4 protein-coding genes and 1 other annotated feature (1 of these 5 running past the window's edge) are annotated in these 13,015 nt (G+C 30.3%); all 4 genes read left to right on the top strand.

Annotated elements, in window-relative coordinates; all coding sequences use genetic code 11:
• Nucleotides 1-174: 174 nt before the first annotated feature.
• The 4 genes from Ccar_RS18950 to Ccar_RS18935 all read left to right on the top strand — a co-directional run bounded on the left by Ccar_RS18950 (nt 175) and on the right by Ccar_RS18935 (nt 12,741).
• Nucleotides 175-1,476 (top strand): M18 family aminopeptidase, encoded by a 1,302-nt coding sequence (locus Ccar_RS18950; RefSeq protein WP_007059315.1) that lies wholly within the window; start codon nt 175-177, stop codon nt 1,474-1,476.
• A gap of 381 nt (nt 1,477-1,857) precedes the next feature.
• Nucleotides 1,858-3,156, top strand: a complete 1,299-nt coding sequence (gene lysA, locus Ccar_RS18945; RefSeq protein WP_007059316.1) for a diaminopimelate decarboxylase — start codon at nt 1,858-1,860, stop codon at nt 3,154-3,156.
• A 126-nt stretch (nt 3,157-3,282) separates the two neighbouring features.
• Nucleotides 3,283-11,928 (top strand): glycoside hydrolase family 94 protein, encoded by an 8,646-nt coding sequence (locus tag Ccar_RS18940; protein ID WP_048030345.1) that lies wholly within the window; start codon nt 3,283-3,285, stop codon nt 11,926-11,928.
• Nucleotides 11,929-12,366: 438 nt separating this feature from the next.
• The gene (locus tag Ccar_RS18935; RefSeq protein ID WP_007059319.1) at nt 12,367-12,741 is read left to right on the top strand and encodes a desulfoferrodoxin; all 375 of its coding nucleotides are present in this window, start codon (nt 12,367-12,369) and stop codon (nt 12,739-12,741) included.
• 66 nt (nt 12,742-12,807) lie between these two features.
• Nucleotides 12,808-13,015 (top strand) — a binding site (T-box leader) (it continues 30 nt past the right edge of the window).

The following is a 13,015-nucleotide window of genomic DNA, read 5'->3' as shown; positions in this document are numbered from 1 at the left end:
AATATGCAAAAGCGTATCTTTGTGTATATATTTGCTAAAAATTATATTTGATTATATATTAAAAAATAAAAATTGGTTATATATTAAATTTTTGATATATAAGTACTAAATTCAGTTATACTTATAAATGAATACAAAAACTTTAGTATGCAGATATAAATTGGAGGAATAAACATGAATGAAGAATTAAAAAAATCACAGGAACTTATAGATTTTATATATGAAAGTCCAACGGCTTTTCATGTAGTTCATAATCTAAAAAAATTGCTTTCAAATTATGGATTTATTGAACTAAAAGAAGAAGACAGCTGGAATTTAAAAAAAGGTGGAAAGTATTTTGTACAGAAAAATAACTCTGCATTAACTGCATTTGTAGTAGGTAAAGGTGAATTAGAGAAGGATGGATTTAAAATAATAGGTGCCCATACAGATTCTCCTGGATTTAAGATAAAACCTAATGCTGATATAGAGGTAGAGGGTGAATATGTAAAATTAAATACAGAGGTTTATGGAGGACCTATTATTAATACTTGGCTTGATAGACCTTTATCTTTAGCTGGAAGAGTAACGATTAAAAGCAAAAATCCATTTTATCCTGAAGAAAGACTTTTAAATATAAAAAAGCCTATATTGATAATACCGAATCTTGCCATACATATGAACAGAAATATAAATTCCGGTATAGAACTAAATAGACAGAAGGATATACTTCCACTACTTTCTATGGTAAATGAAAAATTTGAAAAAGAAAAATATCTCATAAGGGTTATATCTCAAGAACTTGGAGTTAAAGAAGAAGATATATTGGATTTTGATTTATTTTTATATGATACTGAAAAAGGCTGTGTAATGGGACTTAATGATGAATTTATATCTAGTGCAAGATTAGATGATTTAATTATGGTGCATTCAGGAATAAAAGCTTTAGTAAACACAGAGGTTGGAGATAGTACTAACATTATGGTATGTTTTGATAATGAAGAAGTTGGCAGCACTACAAAGCAGGGAGCAGATTCACCTATGCTTTCCATTATATTGGAGAGAATAGCTTTAAGTCTTCTAAAAAGTAAAGAGGACTATTATAGAGCTTTGGCAAAATCCTTTATAATATCTTGTGACTTAGGGCATGCACTACATCCAAATTATGCTGAGAAAAGTGATCCTGCAAATAGACCTATAATTAATAAGGGACCAATAATAAAATCAAGTGCTAGTCAAAGCTATACATCTGATGCTGTATCTTCTGCTGTATATAAAAATATATGTTCAAAAGCAGAAGTACCAGTTCAAGTCTTTGTAAATCGTTCAGATGAAAAGGGTGGTTCCACTATTGGACCTATATCTTCAAGTCATGTAAATATAAATTCTGTAGATATGGGCCTTGCTATTCTTTCTATGCATTCAGTAAGAGAATTAGCAGGCGTGAAGGATTATATATATGCAACTAAATCCTTTGAAGAATTTTATACACTTTAAGGTGTATAAATAGCTTAAAAACATGAATATTTATGTTGTTCATAGGGAAACTTAAAAAAATGTGAAGCATTTTTTAGAGGACAATTGACAGAGGACAGAGGACAATGAATGTGAGTTTTCCTCATTATGTCAGAAAACTAATTTATTTTTAAGCTTGTTTTGGTAATGCAAAACAAGTTTCGAATTTATATAAGTCAGCAATATTTCGCTTTAGCGAAATGAGTCATTAAAAATCATCCTTCACTGTCCTCTGTCAATTGTTATCTGTCCTCTCAAAAAAGTTGTGTCGCATTGTTCTTATATTAAGTTAAAATTTTGCATGTGTAAAAGCTGAGTTGTTTTTGATGTATTTATAAAAATATTTTATGGAGGAAAATGCTTATGAAACTATTCGGAAGTATGGAAATCAAAAATAATACTCTTTATATAGGAAAAATTAGTACAATAGATTTAGCAAGAAAATTTGGAACTCCTCTTTATGTTATTGATGAAGCCTTAGTGAGAGAACAATGTAAAAGATATTATAAAGCTTTTAATGTGGAACAGGGTGAAAATAGAGTAGCTTATGCAGGAAAAGCTTTTTTGACTTTAGCAATGTGTCAAATGATAAATAGTGAAGGTTTGTATCTTGATGTAGTTTCGGGAGGAGAACTTTATACTGCGCTTAAAAGCGATTTCCCTATGGAAAAAGTATATTTTCATGGAAATAATAAAACTTTAGAAGAAATAGAAATGGGAATAAGTTTAGGTGTTGGAAGGTTTGTAGTTGATAATTTTGATGAAATAGATAAAATAAATGCAGTAGCTAAAGAAAAAAACAAGGTTCAATCTATACTTTTAAGAATAACTCCAGGTATAGAAGCACACACTCATGATTATATAAAAACAGGACAAATAGATTCAAAATTTGGTTTTACAATGCTGGAACATAATACTATGAATGCAGTAAAAAAATCAATAGAACTTACTAATATAGAATTAAAGGGGCTGCATTGTCATATAGGATCTCAAATATTTGATATCAAACCTTATGAAGATGAAGTTGAAATAATGCTTTCCATTGTAAAAAGTATTAAAGATGAAATGGGCTATGAACTAAAGGAGTTGGATCTGGGAGGAGGATTTGGCATCTATTATAAGGAAGGTGATACTCCTCAAAAAATAGAAGATTTTTGTGAAATTATATTAAGCAAAGCGGAAAGTGTGGGAAAGGAGCTTGGAATAAAGCTTCCAAAGCTTGTTATAGAACCAGGAAGATCTATTATAGGTAATGCAGGCAGTACTCTTTATACAGTAGGTTCAATAAAGGAAATACCAGGCATAAGAAAGTATATATCAGTAGATGGAGGAATGACAGATAATATAAGGCCAGCACTTTATAATGCGGAGTATGAGTGTGTGGTAGCTGATAAAGTGGAAAGTGAATTTACAGAAAGAGTAAGTGTAGCCGGTAAATGTTGTGAATCCGGGGATATTTTATTAAATGGTATAGAGATTCCTGAAGCTAAAGTTGGAGATATCATGGTGGTATTAAATACAGGAGCCTATGGATATTCTATGTCTAATAATTATAATAAGATACCAAAACCAGCAGTGGTTTTAGTCAAAGATGAAGAAGTAAAGGTAATATGTAGAAGGCAAAACTTTGATCAAATATTAGAAAATGAAGTATTGTTATAAAAATAAAAACATGCTGTGAAAAATTTAATTTTTCACAGCATGTTTTTTTACTGAAATTCATAATTTATAAATTCATGGGGATAATAAGCATTGCACCAATTCTTTTTAGACGAAAGGATGATTTTTATGCTTTATTACACAATAGCTGCGTTAGCAGCCATTTTATTAATTATTGGTACTTATGCATTATTTAATAAAAATAGAAAAGATGAAAATAACATAATGGATGATGTTCCTACCATAAATGCCAATAAAGAAGAACTACAAAAGCATGCAGTAGAAATATCAAACTATTCATCAGTTATAAAGAAAAATAATTATAGAAAGAGGCTTATAAAAAGTTTAGATATTAGTTATAAGAAAATATTAAAGGGGTATGACTACATAGATAAGGAAGTTAAAAACAATAGAGAAGTAATACAGGCAGCAGAGTGGCTTTTGGATAATCTTTATTTAATACAAAGAGAGTATGCTGACATAAAAATGAATATGCCTGAAGCATACTATAAAAACCTGCCAATCATGACTAAAGGAATAATGAAGGATTATCCTAGAATTTATTATGTAGCTATAGAATTAGTTTCTCATACTGATGGGTCAGTTGATGAAGAAACTATAGAAACCTTTATTAATTCATATCAAAAAAATTCTATACTCACCAGTGGAGAACTTTGGGCATTACCTATAATGATTAGGATAGCTCTTATTCAAAACATAAGTAAAATAATTGAAAGAATTGTTTTTGCACAGAAGGAAAGAAGAAAAGGAGAGTTAATAGCAGAAAGACTTATAGATGCAGTTAATAATGATAGATTAGAAGAAGAAATTAAAAAGCTTTATTTAGAAGATATATCATTTACATCACACATAGTAGAAAGAATTTTGAAGATATTAAGAGATAATGAAATAGAAAACAGAATTATATATAATTGGATTGATGAAAAATTAGACAATGAAGAAACTGACATGGAAAAAGTAGTAAATGTGGAACATCAAAAACAATCTGGTTATCAAATTTCTATAGGAAATTCTATAACAGGTATAAGAGAAGTAGGAGCCTTAAATTGGAAAGAAAGCTTTGAAAAATTAAGTTATGTTGAAAATATCTTAAGAAAAGATCCTTCTAAAATTTATGAGAATATGGATTTTGAATCTAGAGATTATTACAGGCATAGCGTGGAAAAGCTAGCAAAACATATGAATGTACCTGAGTCCCTTATAGCTAAAAGAGCAATAGAATGTTCTTTAGCTGCAAATGATAATAATGATTCAAAAGAATATGAAAAACATGTAGGGTATTACATAATTGATAATGGAATTAAAACTTTAAAAAATAAGATGTCATTTAATGAAAGAGGTTTACATAGTGTAAAAGGCAAATTTATAAGAAACAATGTTATTTCATATATAGGAAGTATAGTAATTAGTACAGTTATAGTTATGAGTTTAATATTGATTTTAGGTTATTATAATGCTCCTAAGCCTGTTCTATGGCAATACATTTTGGCAGCAGTTTTAATTTTAATTCCTTGCAGCGAAATTGTTGTATCGACACTTAATTGGAGTATATGTAAGTTAGTACAGCCTAGATTTATTCCTAAAATTGAGTTTAGAAAGGGTATACCTATAGAAGCTAGTTCAATAGTAGTTATTCCTACATTGCTAAATAGTGAAACAAGAGTAAAAGAATTAATAGGTGATATGGAAGTATATTATTTGGCGAATAAGGAACAAAATGTGTATTTTGGATTGTTGGGTGATTTTAAAGATGGCCTACAGAAAGAAGAAAATGCAGATAAAGATATAATTAATACTGCTTTAAATTTAATAAAAGATTTAAACAGGAAGTATAGAAAAGATGAAAAAGATATATTTTATTTTTTTAATAGGTATAGACAGCACAATGAAAAGGAAGGAATTTGGCTAGGTTGGGAAAGAAAACGTGGTAAATTAGTAGAATTTAATAAATTAATAAGAGGAGATAAAAATACAAGTTATGATGTTATAAGTGGAAACATAGAAGATTTGTATAATATTAAATATGTAATAACATTAGATGCTGATACTCAATTGCCTAGAGATAGTGCAAAAAGGCTAATAGGATCTATGTACCATATTTTAAATAGACCTTATATAGATTTAAAAAATAAAGTGGTATTAAGAGGTCATGGACTTATGCAGCCTAGAGTAGGAGTGGGTACTGAAAGCGCAAATAAAACTATATTTTCAAAGATATTTTCAGGAGAAGCAGGTATAGATATGTATACTACTGCTGTTTCTGATGTATATGAAGATTTATTTGATGAAGGAATATTTACTGGAAAAGGTATATATGATGTTGATACTTTTAATAGTGTACTTAGCGATGAAATTCCTGAAAATTTAGTATTAAGTCATGATTTGTTAGAAGGATCATATATAAGAGCAGCATTAGTTACAGACATAGAACTTATAGATGGATATCCTGCATATTATAATGCCAGTTGTAAAAGGGTACATAGGTGGACGAGAGGAGATTGGCAGCTTATACCATGGTTATTTAAGAAAAGTCCCTTAAATACACTATCCAGGTGGAAGATATTTGATAATTTAAGAAGAAGCCTTTTGGCGCCATCCATAATGACACTTGTTATTGCAGCGCTTTTAATATTTAGAAATCCAGATAAATGGCTTGCTGTAGCATTTATTTCTCTTTTATGTCCGATATTTTTTGATGTATCTGAAACTGTAATTTCGCCTATTAAAGGCATAGGACTTTCTGGAAAGCTTATTAATGGAAAAAATGTTTTGGAACAAGTATTTCTTATATTCTGTTTTTTGCCATATCAAGCATATTTAATGCTAGATGCTATAATTAGAACTCTATATAGGCTTGCTATAAGCAAGAAACACCTTCTTCAATGGCAGACTGCTGAGGATGCAGAAGTAAATTCAGGTAGGGGACTTACAGATTTTATAAAGTCTATGTGGATAGGAAGTGCTATAAGTGCTATTACATTATTTATAGCTTTTCAAAATTCTTTGGATTCAGGAATGTTAATAATGCCTTCAGCTGTTATTTGGTTCACTAGTCCATGGATAGCTTACAGTGTAAGCAAAGAAATAAGAAAAGAAAAAAGACAATTAACAGATGAACAGGAGGGAGTATTAAGAAGACTTACTAGGGAAACTTGGTCATACTTTGAAGATTTTGTTAATGACGAAAACAATTGGTTAGCACCGGATAATTATCAAGAGGACCCTAGTAATGGTGTAGCTCATAGAACTTCACCTACTAATATAGGAATGGGACTGACATCAAATATAGTAGCATATGATTTAGGTTACATTGGCATACTTGAATTTCAACAGAGGATGGATAAGATAGTATCTAATATGGAGTCCTTGGAAAAGTTTAAAGGACATTTTTATAATTGGTATGATACTAAAACTAAAAATCCTCTTCATCCTAAGTATATATCAACTGTAGATAGCGGTAATCTGATAGGATATATATGGCTTACTGATGAATCTATAAATGAGTATATGTCAAATTTTTCAATAAGAAAGCATGTAATATCAGCATTTAATGATAATTTAAAACTTGCTAATCAGGAGATAAAGCATTCTGTAAATATAGAAAATTTTTATATGGATTTAATACATGAATTTAATAATAAAGATTTTAATATATTATCATGGAAAAATACATTATGTAAAATTAGAGATAAGTCTATAGAAATAGAAAAAATTGATGGTTGTGCTAATTTATATTGGAATAATAAATTAAAGCACAGTATAAGTAAAAGTTTAAAAGAAATAGAAACTTTTTTTCCTTGGGTTGATATGTTAGTAAGAGTGCCAGAAAAAGTGGAGTTTTTAGAACAGAAATTAATAGATTTGGTTGAAAAAACTCCAATTCAAAATTTACCTAAAGAAATAGAGTTTATTCAATATAAACTTAATAAACTTTTACCAAAATTACAAAATGATCAGCAGTGGATAAAACAAATTAATTCTATGTTGGGAGCTGGCAGTAATGAAATAAAGAATGTTATAAAAAAGCTAAAAGGGTTAAAGGAAAGATTGAATAGCATTTCCGAGAATACAGATTTTAGAATGTTATATGATGAAAAAAGACAGCTTTTTTCTATAGGTTATGATATTGAAAAAGATAATATAAGTAATTGCTATTATGACTTATTAGCATCAGAGGCAAGGCAGGCTAGTTTTATATCCATAGCTAAAGGAGATATAGAACAAGGACATTGGTTTAAATTAGGGAGAGCCTTGACTATAATTGGTAAAGACAAAGGACTTGTATCATGGACAGGAACTATGTTTGAATACTTGATGCCGCTTATAATTATGAAACCTTATCCTGATACTCTATTATATGAAACTTATAGAGCTGTAGTGGAAGGTCAGGAGAGGTATGGTAAGGAGAGAAGAGTGCCTTGGGGAATATCTGAATCTGCCTTTTATAATTTTGATGCAGCTTTAAATTATCAATATAAAGCTTTTGGAGTACCTGGTATAGGCCTTAAAAGAGGACTTATGAGTGACTTAGTAATATCACCATATTCTACAGTCATGGCATTGCAGATTGATTTAAAAGATGCCTTTAATAACATAAAGAACCTTATTGATATAGGCATGGAAGGTTTATATGGCTTTTATGAATCCATAGATTATACTAGAGAAAGGCTGCCTAAAGGAAAGGGAGAAGCTATAGTTAAATGTTTTATGGTACATCATGAAGGTATGAGTTTAATGTCACTAGACAATGTATTAAACAATAATGTACTTCAAGAGAGGTTTCATAAAATACCAAGGGTAAAGGCTACAGAGTTACTTCTTCAGGAGAAAAAATCTAAGACTGTTGTGTATGATAGAGAACAGCAGTATGAGAGTGCAGATGCAATAACAGAAAAACAAAATTTAGTTACTAGAAGATATACTACAGCAAAAACTGAAATGCCAGAAACACATATTATGTCTAATGGAAGTTATTCTTTAATGATAACTAACAGTGGTTCTGGATATGCTAAAAAAGATGATATGACTGTTTATAGATGGAGAGAAGATGTAACAACAGATAACACAGGTATGTTTTTCTATATAAAAAATCTAAATTCCAATGAATATTGGAGTGCTGCATATGAGCCTTGTAAATTTGAAGGAGAAGAATATAATGTTATATTTTCTCTGGATAAGGCTGAATTTGAAAGAAAGGATGGGAATATAAAAACACATACGGATATTACCGTTTCTAATGAGGATAATGCTGAGGTAAGAAAAATTTTTATAACTAATCAAAGTGAACATAGTAGGGAAATTGAAATTACTAGTTATTGTGAAGTAACCTTAGCTCCATATAATGCAGATTTGGTTCATCCATCCTTTGGAAACTTATTTATAAAAACAGAATATGTTGATGAGGCTGGATGTATAATTGCCAATAGGAGACCTAGAGCTCAAGGCTCAAAACAACCTTGGATTATGCAAACTATTGCATTGGAAGGTCAATCAATAGGTTCAATTCAATATGAAACTAGTAGAGCTAACTTTATAGGGAGAGGAAGAGATTTATCAAATCCTGAAGCTATGGAAAATGATGTGCAGCTGAAGATGACTTGTGGTGCAGTATTAGATCCTATAATAAGTATGAGAATAAAAGTAAGAATAGAAAAAGGTGAAACTTGTAAAATAGCATTTACCACAGCAACTACGGAATCTAGAGAAGAAGCTATTGAACTTTCTAAAAAGTATAAAGATATGCATAATGTAAATAGAATATTTGAACTATCCTGGACTGGAATACAGGTTGAAATGAAGTATCTAGGAATAAAATCTTCGCAAGCAAATATTTATCAGCTTATGGCATCCAGAATTTTATTTTTAAATACACTTTTTAAGGGAAGAGAGGAGTATATAAAGAATATAAGTAAAGGTCAGTCAGCTTTATGGCCTTATGGAATATCAGGTGATTTGCCTATAGTATTGTTGATAGTGAGAGACGATAAAAATATAGATATGGTTAGAAGATTATTAAACGCTCATGAATACTGGAGTATAAAGGGATTAAAAGTAGATTTGGTTATATTGAATTTGCAGAATAGTTCCTATATACAACCATTGCAGGATTCCATAAGAGACTTAATATGTTCAAGTCATGTAAGGGATAAGCAAAATAAAGCAGGTGGAGTTTTCTTGCATAGCAAAGCTACTATAAATGAAGAAGATATAAATTTACTTATGGCTATATCTAGGTTAGTTATAGATGGAGATAAAGGATCTTTAATATCTCAGGTAATCCATGAGGAGGAAACTGTAAAAGATGAAGAAGTGCTTTTAACTAAACCTAAAGAATATGCATTTACCCATTACGAGTATGATATACCTAAATTATATTACTTTAACGGCATAGGAGGATTTCATCACGAAAATAATTCTTATATCATAGTACTTAAGAATTGGGAAAACACTCCTGCTCCATGGATAAATGTAATTTCAAATGGAAAATTTGGTTTTCATGTTTCTGAAAGTGGAATATCTTATACCTGGAACAAAAATAGTAGGGAAAATAAGCTAACTACCTGGTCAAATGATCCAGTAATAGATGGAGAAGCTGAGCAAATATATGTAAGAGATGAAAATACAGGTGACTTTTGGAGTATATCACCTAAGCCTATAAGAGATAACGGCGAATACATTATAGAGCATGGTTTTGGTTATTCAAATTTCAAACATGAAGCTCATGGTATTATAGGACAAATGACTATGTTTGTAGATATGGATGAAAGTGTTAAGTTGTGCAGTATAAGGCTTAAAAATAACACAAATGAAAAAAGAAAGTTATCTATAAGCTATTATGCAAAATTAGTTTTAGGCGTAACTCATGAACAAAGTTCCCAATATATTTTTACGGAATTTAATAATGAAAAGGAATATATTTATAGCTTAAATCCATATAGTGAACACTTTGGAACACTTATTTGTTATCTAAAAACTTTTGGAGGAAAGGAAATTTCCTTTACAGGTAATAGAACAGAGTTTCTTGGAAGAGGGGAAAGTATAAGTGAACCTAGAGCCATGAAATTAAAGAAATTATCAGATACTGTAGGTGCAGGTTTTGATCCTTGCCTAGCTGAAAATATAAAAATAGATTTGGAAAGCCAAGAAGAAAAAACAGTTCTAATTTTATTGGGGCAAGGAGAAAGTTTTGAAGAAGTAGAAAAGGTTGTAAACAAATATAACAGTGAATTTAAAGCAGAAGAAGAATTAAATAAGGCTAAGGAATACTGGAATAAGTTACTTAATACCATACAGGTTAGAACTCCAGATAAGTCTATGGATATAATGTTAAATGGATGGCTTATGTATCAGATTATATCTTGTAGATTTTGGGCAAGAACTGCTTTTTATCAATCAGGAGGAGCTTATGGATTTAGAGATCAGCTGCAGGATGTAATGGCTGTAAATTATGTGGATAATAGTATACCTAGAGAACATATAATTTATAGTGCTTCTAAACAATACTTAGAAGGTGATGTACAGCATTGGTGGCACCCTGTAGTGGATAGTGGAATAAGAACTAGATTCTCAGATGATTTGCTATGGCTCCCTTATGTAACTACAGATTATATCCAGAATACAGGAGATTACAGCATTTTGGATGAAGAAGCTGGTTACTTAGAGGATGAACCATTAAAGGAGGGTGAGGATGAAAGATATAATATAGCTAAAATATCTCATAAAAAAGGTAGTATTTATGAGCATTGCATAAAAGCTATAGAAAAAGGATTAAACTTTGGACCACACAATATACCTCTAATGGGATCTGGAGATTGGAATGATGGTATGAGTACTGTAGGTAATAAGGGAAAAGGAGAAAGTGTATGGCTTGGATGGTTTTTATATAGCATATTGGATAAGTTTATTCCTTTATGTGAATATAAATCTGATTTTGAAAAAGTGAGCAGATATAATGAATTAAAGGAATTTATAAAAGAAAACCTTGAAAAAAATGCTTGGGATGGAAGCTGGTATAGAAGAGCATATTTTGATGATGGAACTCCTTTGGGATCTATAAAAAATGATGAATGTCAAATAGACTCATTATCACAATCCTGGGCGGTTATATCTGGTGCTGGAAAAGAATCTAGAATAAAAGAGGCCATGAATGCTTTAGAGAAAAATCTTATAAAAGAGGATAAAGGTATAGCGTTATTACTTACACCAGCTTTTGATAGGTCTTCTTTAGAACCTGGATACATTAAAGGATATGTGCCAGGAGTGAGGGAAAATGGAGGCCAATATACTCATGGAGCTATATGGATAATATTAGCCTTAACCAAAATGGGGTATAACAATAAGGCATGGAAACTATTTAATATGATAAATCCAATAAATCATTCAGAATCATATTTAGAATGTCAAACTTATAAGGTAGAGCCTTATGTTATGACAGCGGATGTTTATGCTGTGGATCCTCATGTAGGAAGAGGTGGATGGAGTTGGTATACTGGTGCTGCTGGATGGATGTATAGAGCAGGGATAGAAGGGATACTTGGATTAAAGTTTAGAAAAGGTGATGGATTTACTGTAGAACCATGTATACCTGATGAATGGGATAACTATGATATTTATTATAATTTAGAAGAGTGTAAATACTCCATAGAAGTAAAAAGAGGTCAGGAAAAAGGAGTATGGGTAGATGAGAATAAAATAGATAATAAAATAATTCCATTTTTTAAAGATGGAAATCATAAGGTAAGGGTTGTAATTTAAAAAAAATGCGAAGCATTTTTTAGAGGACAATTGACAGAGGACAGAGGACAGTGAAGGTGAGTTTTCCTCCCTACGTCGGAAAACTAATTTATTTTTAAAGCTTGTTTTGCTAACGCAAAAGAAGCTTGGAATTTATACAAGTCAGCAATGTTTCACTTTAGTGAAATGAGTCATTAAAAACTTAATTAAAGATTTTTCGTAGCAAAGCGGAGAAAAATCATCCTTCACTGTCCTATGTCAATTGTCCTCTGTCCTCTGAAAAAGTTGAGTGTTTAAAAATCCTTATTTTTCAAACTATAAACACTCAGTGAAATTTATGATATGTTATATTAATGAAAAGTTAGAATGAAAAGTAAGAAAATTTAAAAAATAAGAAGGAATTTAATAAATTATGTTGAATTATTATTAGTAAATATAGAATGTTAAGGAGGAATAACAATGACAGATGTTAGACAAGTTTATAAGTGTGAAATTTGTGGTAATATGGTAGAGGTTATCCATAAAGCCGGAGGAACTTTAGTGTGTTGTGGAAAGCCTATGACTCTTCTTTCAGAAAATACTATGGATGCTGCAGTTGAAAAACATGTACCTGTCATAGAAAAATTACAAGATGGTATAGTTGTAAAAGTTGGGGAAGTTGAACATCCTATGTTGGAAAATCATTATATTGAATGGATAGAGGTTCATACTGCAAATAAAGTATATAGAAAGTATTTAAAACCAGGAGAAAAGCCAGAAGCTATATTTAAAGTAGATGAAGAAATTTTATTTGCTAGAGAATACTGTAATGTTCACGGTTTGTGGAAAAAATAAAATTTAAATAATATATTGACAATTTAATGTTTAAGGAATAATATAAGTTAAAAGAATTATATATGTAAAAATCCTTTGATAAGAGGCAAGTATGTTTAAAAACAAATTTAAAGAGAGCTGTAGGTGGCTGGGATTACAGTAATTATGCTTAAACAGAATGGATCTTGGAGGATCGGGATGAATTTAAAGTACTCTTTTGACGTAAGCCATACGTTATAATGGCAGGATATGTATGTATCTTAAGCAAGGAAAAGATTTATTATCTTTTTGAATT

Source organism: Clostridium carboxidivorans P7 (assembly GCF_001038625.1).
In the GTDB taxonomy this organism is placed as follows: domain Bacteria; phylum Bacillota; class Clostridia; order Clostridiales; family Clostridiaceae; genus Clostridium_AM; species Clostridium_AM carboxidivorans.
Note: the sequence above shows the minus strand (reverse complement) of the source record. Positions and strands in the feature narration are given on the sequence as shown.

What these genes read in the sequence shown, in the direction of transcription:
- Ccar_RS18950 (WP_007059315.1), top strand. Translation starts at nt 175, where the DNA reads ATGAATGAAGAATTAAAAAAATCACAGGAACTTATAGATTTTATATAT.
- lysA (WP_007059316.1), top strand. Translation starts at nt 1,858, where the DNA reads ATGAAACTATTCGGAAGTATGGAAATCAAAAATAATACTCTTTATATA.
- Ccar_RS18940 (WP_048030345.1), top strand. Translation starts at nt 3,283, where the DNA reads ATGCTTTATTACACAATAGCTGCGTTAGCAGCCATTTTATTAATTATT.
- Ccar_RS18935 (WP_007059319.1), top strand. Translation starts at nt 12,367, where the DNA reads ATGACAGATGTTAGACAAGTTTATAAGTGTGAAATTTGTGGTAATATG.